The organism is Rickettsia endosymbiont of Villa modesta (assembly GCF_964026485.1).
GTDB classification, from domain to species: Bacteria; Pseudomonadota; Alphaproteobacteria; order Rickettsiales; family Rickettsiaceae; genus Rickettsia; species Rickettsia asembonensis.
The window spans coordinates 495695-514420 of the sequence record NZ_OZ032157.1; the positions used below are offsets into that span (position 1 = coordinate 495695).

An 18726-nucleotide genomic window follows, 5' to 3' on the forward strand; every position below is an offset into this window, starting at 1 on the left:
TTCGGTCCACACATAAATGACATCGGCGTCATATTCTAGGCATTTCGATTCTTACCGATAACCCGCCTAAATCCTTGCTATCTTCTAAATAAATAGAGCTTTTATGATCGTTTATTATTTCTTTAGTAATAGCAAGCCCAAGTCCTACGTTACTTGCATTATCAAGCTGTCTTGCTTTATCTGATCTATAAAACGGTTTAAATACAAGATGTTTTTCCGTATCATCTATACCGGGACCGTTATCCTCAATAATTATAGCTACCGTAGATGCATTATCTGTCAAAGATATTTTAATTTTATTTCCATATTTTATAGCGTTACCGATTAAATTAGACAAGGCTCTTTCAAAAGAATTCGGTTTAATTCGTACTTTTGAATTATCTATATTATTAAGTTTTATAAATTCAATATCTACATGTGACCATTTGTTTAAAAAATGTTCTATCCAAGGTAATAATAAAATTTCTTCAAATTCTTCTGTACTTTCACCTTTAGCAAAATCTAAATAAGAATTTATCATTTGCTGCATAGTTAATATATCTTGTTTTAATCCTTTAATTTCTTCACTTCCTTCCATCAATTCAAGTTGTAGCTTCATTCTTGTTAAAGGAGTTCTAAGGTCATGCGAAATCATAGCAAGCATAGTGGTTCTTTTAGTAATTTGTTTTTCAATACGGGCTTTCATTTTTAAAAAAGCAAGCCCTGCTTTTCTTATTTCTAAGGCTCCTGAAGGTTTGAAATTTTTGCCTTTTAAAACACCTCGACCAAATTTATCCATGCTATCCGCAAGAGTGAGTATTGATTTAATTTGATTTTTGGAGAAAATAATAGAAACAGAAAGTAATATAACAGTTAAAGATATAATCCATAAAACAAATATATATACTGTAGGATTAAGTAGTAATTTTGCAGGAAAAGTAATATATAATATTCCATCTTTTAATTCTAAAAATACTTCGATTTTATTTTCTTTATTTAGTTTAACTATATTTTTTTCATGGATTTTTGTAGCTAAAATATTTTTAAATATAGTTAGAGGCTCACTTAATTTAGGTTGTTTTATAGATAACTTTTTATTAAGCTGAAATTGATAAGATAAATTAAGATAATTTTCCGATAAATGGGTTATCTCTCTTGAATTATTTCTATGTTCTTTAATCAGTGATTCTATTTCATTAATAATAATAGTACTAGTATAATATGAAACATTATACCAATGACGATCGTAAAACAAAAATATAGCAACGATTTGTCCTATTAAAATCGGAATGATTATAATAAACATAAACCGTACAAATAATGTTCTCGGTAATAATTTAGATATAAAGTGCATAGCCCTCATTACGCACGGTTTTTAAATATTTCGGCTCTTTTGGATTATCTTCTAGTTTACTTCTTATTCTTGTAATTTGTACGTCGATAGAACGCATACTAAGCCCGCCCATAATTTTTGAAAGCTCAAAACGACTAGTAGATTTACCGGAATTTTTTATTAATATCTCAAGTAATTTTTGTTCGGTAGAGCTAAGAGATATGATTTGATCGTTCTTAGTGAATTCCTTTGTATCAAAATTATAGAAATTATTGCCGAATTTAATTATATTCGTTTCTTTTTTAAAGTTATTATAATTATTAATTAAATTATTTATCCGAAGTAATAATTCTCGCGGTTCAAAAGGTTTAGTTATATAATCAGAGGCACCGGCTTCAAGTCCTTTAACACGGTCATCGGCTTCCGATAAAGCAGTAAGCATAACTATAGGAATATTATTACCGGCATCCCTTATAGTAGTAGCAAAATCAAGCCCTGTTATTTCAGGTAACATAACATCTAAAATAATTAAATCATAATTAGAAGTTTTTAATAGATTTTTAGCTTCTATGACTGAGCTTGCCGTTGATACTAAAAACTCATTTTTATTTAAAAACTGCTTTAAAAGTGCTAATATTCTGCTATCATCATCAACGATTAAAATATGTGCTTTGTATGTATACATGTATACTCTTTTAATTTGAAAAATTGGTGTCGTTGCTTGTTTATGTCCTTCCCGCCTGGCCTTGTTGCGTGGATCGGTAAAACCTGCTATGTCACCTAGTTCGCTTGACCACGGGGTCCATAAAAACAATAAAAAATACTAATATATTAGTATTTTTAACTGGATACCGTGGTCAAGCCACGGTATGACATTTTTGCTTTTTACTGGATTCCCGCCTACGCGGGAATGACATAAAACAATTCACGTAACCACGCTACTCGCAATGACAATTGACAATACTTTAATATAAATATAGGTTAATGACAATGATAAAACTAGAGCAAATTTTTTGGCATGTTTGGATTAATGGTGATTTAGTTCCTTATCAATTCGCAAGGATTCATGTTTTAACTCATAGCCTGCATTATTCAGGATCGGTATTTGAGGGTGAAAGAGCTTATAACGGCAAAGTTTTTAAGTTAAAAGAACATACGGAAAGATTGATAAAGTCAGCAGAAGCATTAGGTCTGAAAGTACCTTACAGTGTGGACGAGATAATAAAAGCTCATGAACTTGTAATAAAACAAAATAATATTAAGGATGCATATATAAGACCGCTTATTTGGTGCGGAGACGAATCGCTAAATATTACTAATCCTGATTTGTCTACTAATCTTTTGATTGCCGGTATTCCATCAATGCCAAGGTCTTTTGAGAAAGGTATAAATTTGCATGCAAGCCGCTGGCGTAAAGCAATACCTGATAGCACCCCGGTACAATCTAAATCCGCCGCTCAATATAATATGGCAATAACAAGTAAAAAAGAAGCTAAAGCTCTTGGCTATGATGATGCCTTATTACTTGATTATGAAGGATATATTGCTGAATGCACTACAACAAATATTTTTTTTGTTAAAGATAAAACATTATATACTCCAATTGCCGATAGATTTTTAAACGGTATAACAAGACATACTATTATTGAAATTGCAAAAGATTTAGGTCTAGAAGTAAAAGAAGAGCGTTTGAAATTAGAGCAAATAGAGAATTTTACCGGATGTTTTGTTACAGGCACGGCAATCGAGGTACAAAATATTGATTCTATAGATTTAGGCAATAAAAATATTACTTTCGATGATCATCAAATTGCAGATCGTTTGAAAAAAGAGTATGGGCGTATTGTTAGGGAGTAGGAAAAGCGTCATTGCGTGGCAGATTATGTCATTCCTACGCGGGAATGACATACAAGTAGTAATAATATTTAAAATTCTATCAAAAAAACAATGAACAATATATTTAAAGGTTTAATTACCGCAGCTATAACACCTTTTAAAGATAATAAGTTAGACTTATATGCTTTAGAGAGAATTTTAAAACATCAAATAAAGCATGAAGTCGATGCAGTATTAATCGCAGGCTCAACCGGAGAAGGTAGTAGCGTAAGCTTTGAAGAATATAAGTTATTACTGCAAACTAGCGTAGAAATCGTTAATAAGCGTATTCCTATAATAAGCGGATGTTCATCAAATAATACTGCTTATGCAAGAGAGCTTGCAGCGGAATCTACAAAAATCAAGGTTGATGGTTTTATGGCTAGTCCGCCATCTTATGTAAAACCTACTCAAGAAGGGATTTATAAGCATTTTGAAGCATTACATGAAGCGTGTAATATACCTATTATGTTATATTCAGCTCCAACTAGAAGCGGAGTAGATTTTTCTGATGAGACGATATTGAGGCTTAGCGAGCTACCGCGTATCTTAGCATTAAAAGATTGCGGCGTAGATTTAGAACGTCCATTGCGGATTAGAGCAATAGTTAAAAAGGATTTCAACATTTTAACCGGTAACGATGAAGTAGTCTTAGCTTTTAACGCACAAGGCGGGGTAGGGTGGACTTCCGTAGCTTCTAATATTGCTCCTGATATGTGTAAAGAGTTATGGGAGAAATGGAATAAGAATGACACTAAAGGAGCATTAGAAATCCATCAGAAATTACTGCCTTTATATAAAGCATTATTTGTAGAGTCTAATCCGATTCCGATAAAATATGCTGCATATTATTTAGGTTTATGTGAAAATGAAATTAGACTACCATTAACTGAAGCAAGCGATAGTGCTAAAAAACAAATTGAAAACATTATAACATCACTATCCATAAAATTATGACCGAGTATAAGAAAGTTATTGCACAAAATAAGAAAGCCCTTTTTAATTATTTTATTGAAGAAAGATTAGAAGCAGGTATTGTATTAAAGGGCAGTGAAGTACAGTCTCTGCGTCAAGGCAAAGCTTCTATAGAGGAAAGCCATGCGGCAGATACCGGGCATGAGGTATTTTTGTATAACTGCCATATTGCGGAATATGAGAAAGCGAATAGATTTAATCATTCTACTCGTAGACCTCGTAAATTATTGTTGCATACTAAAGAGATAAAGAAAATTATCGGTAGAATTAGAATAAAAGGCTATACGCTAGTAGCTCTTTCTATGTACTTTAATAAAAAAAATAAAGTGAAAGTTGAACTTGGTATTGCTAAAGGTAAGAAATTACATGATAAAAGAGAATCAATTAAAGAAAAAGATTGGAAAAGAGATCAGAGCAGATTAATAAGACAGAAATAAGCGTCATTGCGAGAAGGCGTTATTGCGTGGTTCAATTTCATCTCTGTCATCCCGTGGCTTGACCACGGGATCCGGTTAAAAATACTAAAATTATTAGTATTTTTTATTATTTTTGCTGGATTGCCACGTCGCTTCGCTCCTCGCAAGGCTTTGTTGCGTGGATATAGATGTCATTCCTGCTTTCGCAGGAATGACATAAAGAGCATTTACCGGTCCACGCAATAATGCCTCCTTGCAATGACGATTTCAAGCAAAAACAATAAAAAATTTTTAAAAAAGGTATTTATGCAGCATATTATAGGTAAAATATTGGTTATATTTGTAGTTGTTATAGGAGTTTTATTTGTTTTCAAAACAATGAAAACTTATTCTACAAATCCGGTTTCCGTTGAGGTTAAACAAAGCGAGGATGCAAGGAAATGTGAAGAGGAAAGAGTCCAAGAAATAATCAAAGATTATTTGCTTAAAACTCCGGAAATAATAATAGAATCAATAGAAGGCTTGCAAAAACGTAAGGTACAGGAAAATGAGACTAAAGTTAATAACTATCTAAAAGATAATAAGTTAGGTATTGAAGATAGCACAAGCTTTCCTATTATAGGAAATAAAGACGGTGATATAACAATAATTGCTTTTTATGATTACAATTGTTCTTATTGTAAAAAAGGCGCTGTTTCTATAAATGAATTATTGCAAAACGATCCAAAAGTTAAAGTTATATTACGACCGCTACCTATCCTTGGAGATGCTTCCGAATATCTGGCAAGAATAGTTTTAGCCGTTTATAAGGTTAATCCAAGTAAATTTAAAGCTGTTCATGATGAACTAATAAAAATAAGAGATGTTTCTAAGGAATCTATAGAAGAATTATTAACCAAGAATGGCTTAAATGCTATGGAAATTGAAGAAACTGCCGATAGCAATGAGATTAAAGATTTAATTACTCAAAATATGAAGATAGCTAGAAGCCTTAGAATCCAAGGAGTACCTGCGTATATAATTGATTCAAAATTAATACCCGGGTTAATAGATTTCCCACAGTTACTAAATATAGTTAAAGAAATTAGGGATACTCGGTGAATTTCAAAAATTGGCGGTGTCGTCTAGCAAGATCTGCGGTGCTCACGTATTAAGTATACGCTCCGCTCCTCGCCTTGCAGACTCCTTGCTCTTTTTGAAATTGACCGTTGTGTCCGTGAGCGTTCTCAGTTTTTCAGCTTTTTAATATTATTAATATGCGTGGCTCAAAAAACGCATTTGGTGTCATACTGTGGCTTGACCTATAGTACTGGACATTTTTCGTTCCATGTCATTCCCGCGTAGGTGGAAATCCAGTAAAGTAAAGCTTTTTTAATATGGATCCCCGCTTTTGCGGGGATGACATCGAGATTTTTTTAAAAAATGTCCGGTAGTACTATAACCTTAACCACGGGGTCTATAAAAACAATAAAAAATACTAATAATTTTAGTATTTTAACTGGATCCCGTGGTCAAGCCACGGGATGACAGAGGTAAAACTGATCCACGAAACAACACTCGTAGGCGGGAAGAAAGTAAAAACCTACAAAAATTTGTTTTTTTAGGTTTATTTTGTCAATATTAAGACTATTTTTCTACTAGATTCCTGCTTTCGCAGGAGTGACATTGTACGGGTTTTTTGAGCCATGCAACAACACTGGACAAGCCACGGTATGACACCGAGCAATTATTTAGCCTTTATTCAGTAAATCTAACATAGTTTTACCGATATCGGCAGGGGATCTAGTGATAGTTACGCCGGCACTTTGTAGAGCTTCAAGCTTATCTTCGGCACTTCCTTTTCCTCCGGCAATAATAGCACCGGCATGCCCCATTCTTTTACCGGGAGGTGCTGTAATACCTGCAATAAAGCTAACAATAGGCTTCTTGATTTTTGATTGCTTGATAAACTCGGCTGCATCTTCCTCTGCATTACCGCCAATTTCACCAATCATAATAATTGCTTTGGTTTCATCATCTTTCAAAAACATATCAATACAATCAACAAAATTAGTGCCGTTAACAGGATCGCCGCCTATACCAACACATGTAGATTGGCCAAGCCCTACGGCTGTTGTCTGTGCTACTGCTTCATAAGTTAGAGTACCTGATCTTGAAACAATACCTATCGTTCCTCTTTTATGAATATGCCCAGGCATAATACCGATTTTACATTCACCCGGTGTGATAACTCCAGGGCAGTTAGGACCGATTAATCTAGTTTTAGAGCCGACTAAAGCACGTTTTACTTTCACCATATCAAGTACCGGAATTCCTTCCGTTATACATACTACTACTTCGATTTCGGCATCGATTGCTTCTAATATCGAATCAGCGGCAAAGCCGGGCGGAACATATATAACGCTTGCATTTGCACCGGTTTTTGCTTTTGCTTCATGTACGGTATTATATACAGGTAAATCAAGGTGAGTATGACCGCCTTTGCCGGGTGTAACACCGCCAACCATGTTAGTGCCGTAAGCTATCGCTTGTTCAGAGTGAAAAGTTCCTTGTGAACCAGTAAAGCCCTGGCAGATAACTTTTGTTTTTTTATTTATTAATATTGCCATGTTAAATAATTTGTTTTATATGTATTATGTTTTTATTTTGTATAATCGTCATTGTGAGGTCATTGCGAGCAGGTATTATTATGTCATTCCCGCGAAAGCGGGAATCTAGCATAAAGCGAGATAAATCGAGCTTTATATATTTGTATTTTTTATTACTGGATCCCGTGGACAAGCCACGGGATGACACCTAATTTATAGCCTCGACTATCTTGCTTGCAGCATCTGCTAAATCATGGGCCGGTATTATTTCTAAACCGGAATTTGATAAAATTTCTTTCCCTTTTTCAACGTTTGTACCAGCTAAACGAACCACTAACGGTACTTTTATACCTATGTCTTTTGCTGCTGCAATAATCCCTTCCGCTATAATATCACAACGCATGATACCGCCGAAAATATTAACTAGAATCCCTTGTACTTCTTTATCGGATAAAATTATTTTTAAAGCTTCTTTTACACGCTCACGATCAGCCCCGCCGCCGACATCCAAGAAATTAGCAGGCGAAGCACCGTAAAGTTTAATAATATCCATAGTAGCCATGGCAAGACCGGCACCGTTAACCATACAGCCGATATTACCGTCCATTTTTACATAGCTAAGTCCTGCATTTGCGGCTCTAGTTTCTAAAGGATCTTCCTCATCGTGATCACGCATTGCCGTAATATTCGGATGCTTAAATAAGCCATTATTGTCAAAAGTAATTTTTGCATCTAAAGCTAATAAGTTTCCGTCGCTACTTACAATTAACGGGTTGATTTCAATTTGTGCTGCATCGGTTTCAATAAAAGCATTATAGACTGATTTTACTATCTCTTTCATCTGTTTTGCTTGGTTATCCTTAAAGCCTAACTCATAAGCTATGCCTCGCATATGAAAATCTTGTAAACCGGTTGCAGGATCAACGGAAAATTTAACAATTTTTCCCGGAGTTTTTTCTGCTACTTCTTCAATATCAACTCCTCCTTCGGTAGAAGCTATGAAAGTAATACAGCTAGCTGATCTATCAAATACGATACTGAAATAATATTCTTTTAAAATATCACAACCTGATTCAATATAAAGACGGTTTACTTTTTGTCCTTGAGGTTCTGTTTGATGCGTTACTAAATTAATCCCAAACATGTCATGGGCCACTTTCTTAGCTTCTTCTTTACTCTTAACAACTTTAACACCGCCTGCTTTACCTCTACCACCGGCATGTATTTGTGCTTTAACCACATATACTTCCGTATTTAACTTATCTATGGTTTCATTAATCTTTTCGGTTTTCGTAACAACTAGTCCAGTGGAAGTAGGTACGCCGTATTTTCTTAAAATCTCTTTTGCTTGATATTCATGAATATTCATTTTAAATAATTTATTTAAATAATTAAAGCACAGTATAATAATTAATCTTTAAACTGTAAAGTAGAGAGTTTTTTATCTAAGCGGTATTACAGAATAAAGGTTGATGCCACCGTCATTGCGAGGAAAAACTGTAAGTTTTGACGAAGCAATCCAGTAAAAATGCTAATTTACAGCATCTTTTATTATTTTTGCTGGATTGCCACGTCGCTTCGCTCCTCGCAATGACGATCAAGCTCTTCCGGAATGCTATCTAAACTAAGATTTTCTTCTATCACTGCTATAGCAATAGCTTCATCTACATCAATCGGTCCATTTTCGTTTTTATGTTTACCTTTTCCAAAAAAATCTAAAATATTTTTACTCATTCCACATTCTCTTAAGTACGTTATCTTTCCTAATAAAGTGGTGATATAACGCAGCTAGTATATGCAAAATAATTAAAGCAGTAAATAACAAAGCAGCCTTTTTATGGATTTTTTTAAAGATTTTAGCAAATTGTAAATCTTGAGCAAAAGAATTTATAGTAAACAAACCATAAAAATCAATATGGTGGTTTGATAAAATAGTCATTAGAAAGCCGCTTATCGGCATTAATAACATTAAAAGATATAGCAAATTTATATTAATATTAGCGGCTTTTTTCTGCCAATTTGGTAAATCAGTTGGTAATAAAACATTAGCATTATAGAACTTCCATAAAAGTCTTATTATTACTAAAGATAAAACAACTATACCGGTTGCTTCATGTATCCCGTATAATTGCCATTTTAGAGGCGGTTCTATATAATTATCCATTAAGAAACCAACAACGAGCATTACTATAACTATAATGCTCATGATCCAGTGGAAAAATTTTGCAATTAAGCCGTAAGAATTTTCAGTATTTGTAAGTAGCATGATAGTACTCCAATAAATTATTCTGAACCTAATATCATTCAGGCTCTTTTATGTCATTCCCGCCTACGCGGGAATGACATAAAAGAGCCTGAAGGCAACGCTTATGACTGCTTGCAATGACGCAAGGATTCTAATTCCCAACTGCCTTATCTATAATCTTTTCTGCTTCTGTACCGCTAATTTTTTCTTTATCATTCAGAATGAGATTAGCATTCTTTAAGTCATCTCCTATTGCTTCCGCTCTTCCTTTTAAAATCTTAGCTAAAAACTGCTCAGCAAGAGCATAATATGAGATTCTGTTACTTGGTTTTGCAAAGCCATGTCCTTCATCTTTGTAAAGTGCATAAACTACCGGTATGTGCTTTGCTTTCATGCTATTTACAATCTGTTCTGATTCTGCCTGTACGACCCTCACATCGTGAGCACCTTGTGCTATAAATAAAGGCTTTTTGATATTATCAACAAAATTAATCGGTGATTTTTGTCTTAAAAACTCTTTTTCTTCTTCAGTATCCCAAGGCCCTATACGTGTTTTATATATACTTAACAATGGTGTCATATAAGGAGCTTTAGATTGCACATGAGTTAATAAATTAGACATACCGACAACGTCAACACCGCAAGCAAATATGTCAGGGGTCATGGTAAGACCGACAAGTGTAGCATAACCGCCATAACTTCCGCCCATAATACAAACTTTGTCAGAATCAACTATATTATTCTTAATAGCCCAGTTAACACCGTCAATTAAATCGGTGTGCATTTTACCAGCATATTCTAAATTACCGGCGTTTAAGAAATCTTTCCCAAAACCGGTAGAACCACGGTAATTTATACTTAAAACTGTGTAACCACGATTTGCAAGCCATTGATGCTCAGGATTGTATCCCCAGCTATCACGAACCCACGGTCCGCCGTGGACATTTAAAATTAGCGGTACTTTTTTATCAGGAATATTATTTTCATCAAGCTTTACATCATTTGGAAAAGTGATATAGCTAACTAAATCAAGCCCGTCACGTGACTTGATAATTACCGGTATCATCTTAGCAAGATTATATTGCTCAAGTTCTTTGCGATTAGTAAATAAAAACTCAGCTTTTTTATTTGCCCTATCATATTTATAATATTTCACCGGTGCATTATCAGCCATATAAGCAACGATCCAAATTTTATCGTCTAGCGTCCTACTATTAATAATTAAATCACCGCGATCGAGAGCTTGTAAATATTTAATATCATCTTCAATATCTTTATCTAATATCTTGTATGAAACTCTATCATAATCTATAGATACTGCTTGCGGAGTTTGCTTTGTGGGATGAACTGTAAATAAGCCGATATCGGCTTTTGAATCTTCAGCTAATATTTCTTCGCTGCCTGTAGCGAGTGTTATCGCCTTAAGGGCTGAAGTATTGCGGTTACGCCCCTCAAGCATATAAAGAATTTCACCGCTAGCATCAAAACCGAGTATAGAAGTATTGAAAGAATCTTCCATTGAGATTTTAGTATATAATTTAGGTTCGCCGTCTCTTAATTCATAATATTCAACAGCTCCGTCTTTATCTAGTAAACTACCGAATCTTAAATTTAAATTTTCATCGGTTACATAATCAGTAAATCTATCATTTTTATAAATTAATTCTTTTTCTAGAGTATCTAGATTTAACTTATAAATATCGAAATATTCAGGATTACGCTCATTTAAATATATTAATATCTCATTTGGCGTTTTATAACTCACTCCGGCTATACCAGCTTTAACACCTCTTTCAGGAGTAAGTAATTTTGTCTCTTTTGTCGCTATGTTATAGCTATAAATTCGGTCATTTTCATCACCGTTAAAATCTTGGGTATATAAAATATTTTTATTATTATAAGCTTTAGCATAAGACCAAATACCACGTCCTTTGTCATGGGTTATGGCTTCTGCTTTACTAATATCATCTGAGGGAGCTAGCCAGATATTTAATACACCGTCTTTCGGTGCAATATATAGAATATATTTGCCGTCGTGGGTTAGAGAAACCCTTGCTTTATCAGGGTTACCGAATAAAACTTTTCTTGGGATTATTTGATTGTTATCCGTTATCGTTTGCTTTTGAAACATAAAAATACCGACACTTATTATTAATATAGTGCCTATAATATAGAAAATTTTACTCATTACTAATGGTTTGTTATTAAATTGTCATTCCGCGACTTGAACACGGAATCTATAAATATTTACTGCTGAAAATTACTTTTATGGATCCCGTGGAGGGGCCACGGGATGACAAAAACTATACTCTCTCAATATTGCTTAAAAACCAATCAACTTCTTTGGTATTAGCATTACGTGTAAATGTCCATTCTTCTTTTAAATCTTCAATTTTGTCAACTACATTTTTACCTTGAAATAGTAATTTAATAAATATGTTATTACCGAACATGTAAATTTCTGAATATTTTGCACTTAAAGCCGATGAGTCAAAAAAATCACCATAGGACGGTGTTATTTTTTCAAATTCTTCCAAGTATCTTTTATCTATCAGTTCAGATAATTCTTTAGCATCTTTTTTATAAGCAGCTTCTATAATCATTTGAAAAGCAGTTTTAGCATTATTTATAAATTTAACCGGGTCAAAGGAATAAAGGCGTGTATGTACTTGTTCCATTCCATCTACGACCGCAGTTATATTATGTTCCACTATTATATCTTTAAAAGCTTTAATATCTTGGGCTGTTGGAATATTTTTTTCTTCTTTATTAGATTTGACTGTACTGTAAGTTACGTCCTTAATAACCGGCTCGCCAAAGTAAGATTTTTGCTTTATCTGTTCCTCTTCTGAAGTAGAACCGAGAGTCGTAATTAATTTGTTAATAATGTAAAAGGCAATAACGGCAAAAATTAATAACTCTATTATTTGAGGAGACATTTTCTATTTATTTTTATTAAAAGATTATTCTTATATCTTAATATAAAAAAATAATCTTTTAAAGTTATTTAATAAAAATAAGGATTTATTTTTATTTGAGTTAAACTTAAAGTTTAAAAAAATATTAAAAGATAACTAAAATATCTTGATTATTTCAATTATTATTTTGTAAATGATGTTTAAACTCCATCATTGCAAAACATTTATAGCCTTTAGTCCATTTATGCTAGGGGGCTGTTGTACTAAAGCTTAATTTTTAAGCGTTTTTAGTATAACGGATAATTATTGTTTTCAATGATTGAGTTTATCCCCGAGCACCTATATATTTTTTAGCAACTCTTCCACTTTTATAGCATTATCAAATCCGTGATCGTAATGAAATCTTATATCAGGCGAGAATTTCATATTTATTTTATTAGTAATAAAATTTCTGATAGCATTTTTAGAATTATTTAAGGCATCCATAATTTCATCTATTGTTAGTTTAGTATTAAAAGGCAAGAAATAACAATTAGCTATTTTTAGGTCGGCAGTAACTATAACTTTCGTAATAGTGAGAGGACAATCAAAAAGTCTGCTATCCAGCATTTTACCACGTCTTAGAATTTCGATTAATGCTTCATTTATAATGCTTGCTAATTTTTGTTGTCTATGAGAATTAGTTTTGGTTAATTTTTTCATGAGTTAAAATATATACAATTCTAGAGCATAATAGCATGCTTTTGCCAAACAACCAATACCTAAAAATTTTAGAAATTTTGTTTTAAAAAAACCGGAAAATAAGGAAATAAAGCATCCCCAAAAAGGAAAGGCCATTAAGAAAATTATAAATATCTCATATTTATAATATAATTTTGTTAAATTTTTATGTCTTAAGATACTTTGTTCGCTTTTGGAAGCATAAAAGATATTTAAAACTATTCTTCCAAAAATATAATTGACTGCATTACTGCTAAGAGAAGCACAAATAGCCACTAGCAGCATTATGAAACTATTATAACCCCCAAACATTTTCATAGAATGAAATATTAATTCATTCTGAAAACCGATAACAAGATTTGAGACAAAACTATCAACGAATAATAAACTATATGCTTCAAATTGATTCATAAATGTAATATATTGAATTTTGATTATGTATGTTGTATTGCTCGATCCTTTTGTCACCCCGTGGCTTGACCACGGGGTCCAGAAAAAAATAAAAAAGACTGGATACCGTGGTCAAGCCACGGTATGACAAAATAGAACCATACCACAACCCCTACCATCTAACACCAAAATAAAGTAACCGGCAATGAAAAAGCAAATTATTTATCCTGATTTTATAGCACGAATTTTTTCTACGGCACTTGATTTATCATTATTTGCCTTTATAGCAATTCCAATATCACAATTTTGTTCTTTTAATTTATTATGGTTGTTCTTTAATGATTATTTCCTTAGTAATAACATTAATCTTCATAATTCCAATGAAATGTTTAACTCTGTTATGAGTCAGGAATTTTATGAATATCTTAAAGCAGGGAATTTTAATAAATATATTTTGTTTAATATTTCAATTTTTGCTACTAATATATTAGTAATAGGCTCATATTTCGTAACGCTTTGGTATTATAAAGGTGCAACGCTTAGTAAAATGTTCCTACGTATGAAAGTCGTAGATGCCGTAACATTAAATCGTCCGACTTTAAAGCAGTTAATTAAAAGATTTTTAGGGTATATGACTTTTCCTATCGGTATTTTTTTCATATTTTTTTCTTCTAAAAAACAAGCATTACATGATAAAATAGCCGGAACCGTCGTAATCAAATCTTAATATATGAACAACAACACAAATGATATAGATCAGCTAATGTATCTTTTTTCAAAATTACCTGGGCTTGGTAGTAGGTCGGCAAGACGTATAGTGCTTTATCTACTACAAGACAAAGATGTTAGGTTAAAAAGCCTGATTAATAACCTTGTAGAGATAGATAAGAAAATAGTAAAATGCGAGATTTGCGGTAATATGGATACGGAAAATATTTGCCGTATTTGTTCTTCTGAATATAGAGATAAATCGGTTATTGCTGTTGTTGAAACCGTAGCTGAACTATGGGCAATGGAGCGTAGCGGTAATTTTAAAGGTTTATATCACGTACTAGGTCATAATTTATCGGCAGCTAGTAGGCAAAATCCTAGCATACTTCGGTTACCTGAACTACTTAAAAGATGTTTTGCAGAAAATATTAAAGAAGTTATTATTGCTACTAATTCTACTTTAGAAGGTCAAACTACTGCGTATTTTATTACTGAATATTTAAAAGAACATCCTGCCAAAATTTCTCGCCTAGCTAGCGGTATACCTATCGGAGGTGAACTTGATTATTTAGATGAGGGTACCTTATCTGCTGCTATTAACCTACGCCAACCTTTTGAGTAAAATATTATTGCTTTTACCTATCTAATTACTTAATAAAAATTAATTATTTCTTGACCTAGTTATTAATAATACTAATAATTAATATGGTACTGTTAACAAAATAATTTAATTAGCTTTAAAATTATTTTGTTAACAGTACCATAGTTCAATGGTTGAACTTTTTATTAAAAAAATATGAGGTAAATATTATGCCAAATGATAATAATAACGGTATCAGTAACACAAATAGCCCAAACGGTAAATATATGGCTCCAAGACCGGAAGGAGTAAAACCTAACTGTGTAGTTATTACTTATTCTGTAAGTGATAATATTAATTCCACTCTTGAAGCCTTACAAGCACGAGGTGCAAGTGTTCATTACATAACTGATAAGGATGGAACGCAATATCAATATCATAACGATTTAACAGATCAAGCTTTTTATGCGGGTAAGAGTAGTTGGAAAGGAGAAGTAGGTGTTAATAAGTTTGGTATTGGGAATATACTTATTAATGATGCAAAAAACGATTTTTCTAAAGAGCAAATAGGGAAATTAAAAAGCTTTCTTGCAGATATAGCAACAAGATATCCGAATTTAGATTTAAAGCATGATTTAGTCGGTCTTGGTGAAGTAACTGTAAACCGTGAAGAAAATGCTCATATAGCTCCTGGATCAAAATTTCCTTGGAAAGAATTAGCTGAAGCTGGTTTTGGTAGATATTTTGAGACTACGCAAGATCAAAAGAGTAAAGTATTATTAAGTCCTGATAGTACTGGAGAACCAGTTGATACTTTACAAACAAAGTTAAAAGCATATGGTTATGGAGTAGAATCTACAAGTACTTTTGATCAAATTACTCAACAAGCCGTCAGAGTATTTAATGATCGTTACGATACTGGTTTACCGAATGAAGAGCCGCCTGTAACTTGGACTGAAGCAAGTGAATATGAATTATCAAAATTATTAGGGGCAGAACTAGTTGGGGATATAATATAATTAAATATTATATCTTAATAATCATTCGCCAAATTGCTCTTTAATATTGAATTATTAAAGAGCAATTAAAGTTATAACAAATCTTGGTGAAATTCTAGATGATGTTCACCGGCGAATTTTATCACATCATTATGATTCCCTTGATGATCAAAATTTATCAGTAATTCACCTTGTTCGTTTGAATGTAATATATTTGTAAATAAACGCTGGTCACCGTCAATTTTAATTTCAACTGCTTTTTTACCGATAAATTTAACGCCGTTCTTACCTTGTGGGTTATGTATTATACCTTTCGTTAAGGCATCTATAAATTTATTATATTGATTCTTATCTAATTTTTCTTGTAATTGTTCACTAATTCTTCCATAACATTCAAGTCCTTGATATTTGCCTAAAGGAGTAGTGTTATTACTTGTAATTTTTCCTTCTTTATTAACTTTCCAACTGCTACAACTAGGAATAACCTGCCCGATAGTATAAAGTAAATGTGCATTTTTTGTTGATTGATAATATTCATGAATTTCTATAGGATTTTGATTTTCATACTGCTCTAGCTCTTCTTTAAACGCGAATTTAGGATAAGGAAGAAGAGAAGCATGGAATAAGAATAAAGTATTGACAAGTTAAGAGTGTTGGGTTACTGAAGTTTTTCAACAAAAAAACAAGAACCCGACAATGAAAAAATGTATCACAACTTTATTTTATATACTAGACAATTTTTGTGAAATATATGAAGAATGGGAGAAGCAAAAATTAATACCGACAGATAGAAAACGCCGGAGAGAAGGGAATTTAAGCCTTTCAGAGCTTTTAACTATCGTATTATATTTTTATATATCGCCGTGCAAAGATTTTAAGAATTATTATTTATATCACTTATCATATAAATATAGAGGTTATTTTAAATTACCAAGTTATAGTCGAATAATACAATTATGGTCAAGATTAATTCTACCGCTTGGTTATAATGTTGCAACTATTTAGAGGAGAGGAAACAGGAATTTATTGCATAGATTCAACTAAATTATCGATATGTCATACAAAACGTACAAATAGCAATAAAGTATTTAGTGGTATACTTCTTTTACCTGAAGAATTGGTAGTATTAGATATTAATTATCCATAAGAACATTGATTATTCGCTCATCTAAATATTCATTTTCCAACTTTTCAAGTTAAAGAAGTATATAGCTAAAATAGGGATGAGTAGTTATGGATGGTTTATGGGGTTTAAGTTGCATATAGTAATTAACAATAAGGGAGCGATTATGGCGATCAAAATTACCAAAGCAAATAATAGTGATTTATCGGTAGCAGACGATATAACTGATGGATTACAAGGTAAACTCTTTGGTGATAAGGGATATATTTCTAAGGAATTATTTACTAAATTATTAGGTCGTGGATTACGCTTATTTACAGGAATTAGAAAAGATATGAAGAATCATTTATTGGAAATGGAAGATAAAATACAGCTTAGAAAAAGGTCGTTGGTTGAGTCAGTATTTAATGTCCTAAAAAATAATATGAATCTTGAACACTCAAGGCATCGATCACCTACTAATTTTTTAGTTCATATTCTAGCTTGTGTTAATGCTTTTAATATTACTAAAACTAATATTTTAAACTCTTTTTTCGATAATCTTAAACTCTTCTTATCCTAAACTGGCGTTTAGAAGAATTAGAGCTAGGTTTGTATTCAAAAAATATTTCTACTTTAGAATTTTTATTAATTAAAGAATTATATTCACTAATCTCATAATCTTTAAATAACTCATGATTTTTAAGTTCTTCATAACTGTAATTTTTTAATACACATTCCAATAGCTTTTTTTGGGTTTTTATTTCTTTTATCCTCTTAATTACTAAATTAGCAAATTCTGAAGCTAATTTTGAGTTTTTTATTTCTTCAATAGTTTTTAAATAATCTTTTTTTATGTCAAAACTTCTAACTATTGTTGAGTATAATTCTATAGCTGTATTTAAGGTAATATTGCGAGTTTCAAGCGGTAACCATAAAATATGGTTATTTTCAGAAAAGTTAATAGAAGACTTTTTTGATTTCATATATAATGCCTAGTTATTTTTAACAAGGCGTCATACATTAATTTAATTCTTAGTCAAAAAATTATTAATATTTTTTAATAATTATCCACCGAATTGCTCTTTAATAATTCTATCTTCCAGCGTATGGTTTTTATTAAAAAGCAGTTTGATAGGTTTATCCTTAGTAGATTTAACGGTAACATTCGTGATATTATTAAACTCCTGAAAGTCGGCAGTAGCATTTACCGGTCGTTTATTTGTATTAAGTATTTCAAATTTAATTGTAGCAGATGAAAGTAGTAAAGCACCGTGCCATCTACGAGGTCTAAAAGAGCAGATAGGGGTTAGGCATAGCATATTTGATTCAAGCGGTAAAATAGGACCGCCGGCAGATAAATTGTAAGCACTACTTCCGGCAGGCGTTGCAACTAAAGCTCCGTCTGCTACTAATTCGCTCATCCTCTCTATTCCGTTTACGTCTATTCTAAATTTAGCAGCTTGATTAGTTTTACGAAATATCGATACTTCGTTAATAGCAAGTGCGGTATATATTTGACCGCTTATATCTTCAGCTTGCATAAGAAGAGGATTTAGAATAGAAACTGTACTTTCATGTATATTTTGTAATAAATTCTTGATATCTAAAGGATTCATTAAAAAGCCGAGACTTCCTAAATTAACCCCATAAAAAGGGATATTAAGATTCATATAGCGGTGAATATTATGTAGTAATTCTCCATCGCCGCCTATTACGATAATTGCTTCTGCTTCCTCTATTTTACAATAATTATAGAGTTTTTTTATTTCCTCTATAATAGCTAGATGTTTGGAATTTTGGTTATAAATCAATGCTATTTTATTTATATTCATTATATGAATTTCTTTTTTAATGTATAGACGCTTAACTAATAATAAGTTATAAGAATAAAGT

Annotated in this window: 19 protein-coding genes and 2 pseudogenes; 8 read left to right on the top strand and 13 right to left on the bottom strand. The window is 32.2% G+C overall.

Annotated features, from left to right (window positions below; translation table 11 throughout):
* Positions 1-28 precede the first annotated feature (28 nt).
* Both AC5584_RS02745 and AC5584_RS02750 read right to left on the bottom strand, forming a co-directional pair.
* Positions 29-1333, bottom strand: a complete 1305-nt coding sequence (locus AC5584_RS02745) for a sensor histidine kinase (RefSeq protein WP_499216765.1) — start codon at positions 1331-1333, stop codon at positions 29-31.
* The gene (locus AC5584_RS02750) at positions 1317-1997 is read right to left on the bottom strand and encodes a response regulator transcription factor (protein ID WP_410526498.1); all 681 of its coding nucleotides are present in this window, start codon (positions 1995-1997) and stop codon (positions 1317-1319) included. Before AC5584_RS02750 ends, AC5584_RS02745 begins: the two co-directional genes overlap by 17 nt.
* Before the next feature lie 299 nt (positions 1998-2296).
* On the opposite strand from AC5584_RS02750, the gene AC5584_RS02755 reads away from it, so the two are divergent.
* From AC5584_RS02755 to AC5584_RS02770, 4 genes are all read left to right on the top strand, one after another.
* Positions 2297-3169, top strand: a complete 873-nt coding sequence (locus AC5584_RS02755) for a branched-chain amino acid transaminase (RefSeq protein WP_499216766.1) — start codon at positions 2297-2299, stop codon at positions 3167-3169.
* 90 nt (positions 3170-3259) lie between these two features.
* Complete coding sequence (gene dapA, locus AC5584_RS02760) at positions 3260-4144, top strand: 4-hydroxy-tetrahydrodipicolinate synthase (protein WP_499216767.1); 885 nt, start codon at positions 3260-3262, stop codon at positions 4142-4144.
* Positions 4141-4599 carry an SsrA-binding protein SmpB gene (gene smpB, locus AC5584_RS02765; RefSeq protein ID WP_011270991.1) on the top strand — a complete coding sequence of 153 codons (459 nt, stop codon included), beginning with the start codon at positions 4141-4143 and terminating at the stop codon, positions 4597-4599. Before dapA ends, smpB begins: the two co-directional genes overlap by 4 nt.
* Before the next feature lie 285 nt (positions 4600-4884).
* Positions 4885-5679, top strand: coding sequence for a DsbA family protein (locus tag AC5584_RS02770; protein WP_499216925.1), 795 nt, complete (start codon positions 4885-4887; stop codon positions 5677-5679).
* A 629-nt stretch (positions 5680-6308) separates the two neighbouring features.
* On the opposite strand, the gene sucD is transcribed toward AC5584_RS02770, so the two are convergent.
* The 9 genes and pseudogenes from sucD to AC5584_RS02815 form a co-directional block, all read right to left on the bottom strand.
* On the bottom strand, positions 6309-7187 hold the full coding sequence (gene sucD / locus AC5584_RS02775; protein ID WP_040257675.1) for a succinate--CoA ligase subunit alpha: 879 nt from the start codon (positions 7185-7187) through the stop codon (positions 6309-6311).
* Between the two features lies 1 nt (position 7188).
* The gene (locus tag AC5584_RS02780; RefSeq protein WP_499216768.1) at positions 7189-7374 is read right to left on the bottom strand and encodes a palindromic element RPE4 domain-containing protein; all 186 of its coding nucleotides are present in this window, start codon (positions 7372-7374) and stop codon (positions 7189-7191) included.
* Positions 7375-8535, bottom strand: coding sequence for an ADP-forming succinate--CoA ligase subunit beta (sucC, locus tag AC5584_RS02785; protein ID WP_499216769.1), 1161 nt, complete (start codon positions 8533-8535; stop codon positions 7375-7377).
* A gap of 260 nt (positions 8536-8795) precedes the next feature.
* Positions 8796-8888: pseudogene (locus AC5584_RS02790) on the bottom strand (AbrB/MazE/SpoVT family DNA-binding domain-containing protein); the annotation flags it as partial.
* Between the two features lie 4 nt (positions 8889-8892).
* Positions 8893-9432: a cytochrome b gene (locus AC5584_RS02795; RefSeq protein WP_410526491.1), complete on the bottom strand. Its 540-nt coding sequence runs from the start codon at positions 9430-9432 to the stop codon at positions 8893-8895.
* A gap of 130 nt (positions 9433-9562) precedes the next feature.
* On the bottom strand, positions 9563-11599 hold the full coding sequence (locus tag AC5584_RS02800; RefSeq protein ID WP_499216770.1) for a S9 family peptidase: 2037 nt from the start codon (positions 11597-11599) through the stop codon (positions 9563-9565).
* Between the two features lie 115 nt (positions 11600-11714).
* Positions 11715-12350: a Tim44/TimA family putative adaptor protein gene (locus AC5584_RS02805; protein ID WP_499216771.1), complete on the bottom strand. Its 636-nt coding sequence runs from the start codon at positions 12348-12350 to the stop codon at positions 11715-11717.
* A gap of 318 nt (positions 12351-12668) precedes the next feature.
* Positions 12669-13031, bottom strand: a complete 363-nt coding sequence (gene rbfA, locus AC5584_RS02810; RefSeq protein ID WP_032138589.1) for a 30S ribosome-binding factor RbfA — start codon at positions 13029-13031, stop codon at positions 12669-12671.
* A gap of 3 nt (positions 13032-13034) precedes the next feature.
* Positions 13035-13460, bottom strand: a complete 426-nt coding sequence (locus AC5584_RS02815; protein WP_499216926.1) for a YqaA family protein — start codon at positions 13458-13460, stop codon at positions 13035-13037.
* A gap of 184 nt (positions 13461-13644) precedes the next feature.
* Between AC5584_RS02815 and AC5584_RS02820 the strand changes: the two genes are divergently transcribed.
* From AC5584_RS02820 to AC5584_RS02835, 4 genes and pseudogenes are all read left to right on the top strand, one after another.
* Positions 13645-14166, top strand: coding sequence for an RDD family protein (locus tag AC5584_RS02820; protein WP_499216772.1), 522 nt, complete (start codon positions 13645-13647; stop codon positions 14164-14166).
* A 3-nt stretch (positions 14167-14169) separates the two neighbouring features.
* The gene (gene recR, locus AC5584_RS02825; RefSeq protein WP_499216773.1) at positions 14170-14772 is read left to right on the top strand and encodes a recombination mediator RecR; all 603 of its coding nucleotides are present in this window, start codon (positions 14170-14172) and stop codon (positions 14770-14772) included.
* A 188-nt stretch (positions 14773-14960) separates the two neighbouring features.
* A complete protein-coding gene (locus AC5584_RS02830) occupies positions 14961-15749 on the top strand; it encodes an N-acetylmuramoyl-L-alanine amidase (RefSeq protein WP_499216774.1) in 789 nt (262 codons plus the stop codon).
* A 675-nt stretch (positions 15750-16424) separates the two neighbouring features.
* Positions 16425-17413: pseudogene (locus AC5584_RS02835) on the top strand (IS982 family transposase).
* On the opposite strand, the gene AC5584_RS02840 reads toward AC5584_RS02835, so the two are convergent.
* The gene (locus AC5584_RS02840; RefSeq protein WP_499216775.1) at positions 17394-17816 is read right to left on the bottom strand and encodes a hypothetical protein; all 423 of its coding nucleotides are present in this window, start codon (positions 17814-17816) and stop codon (positions 17394-17396) included. The pseudogene AC5584_RS02835 and the gene AC5584_RS02840 sit on opposite strands and share 20 nt — an antisense overlap.
* Positions 17817-17897: 81 nt before the next feature.
* Positions 17898-18665 (bottom strand): NAD kinase, encoded by a 768-nt coding sequence (locus AC5584_RS02845; protein WP_410527135.1) that lies wholly within the window; start codon positions 18663-18665, stop codon positions 17898-17900.
* Positions 18666-18726 lie beyond the last annotated feature (61 nt).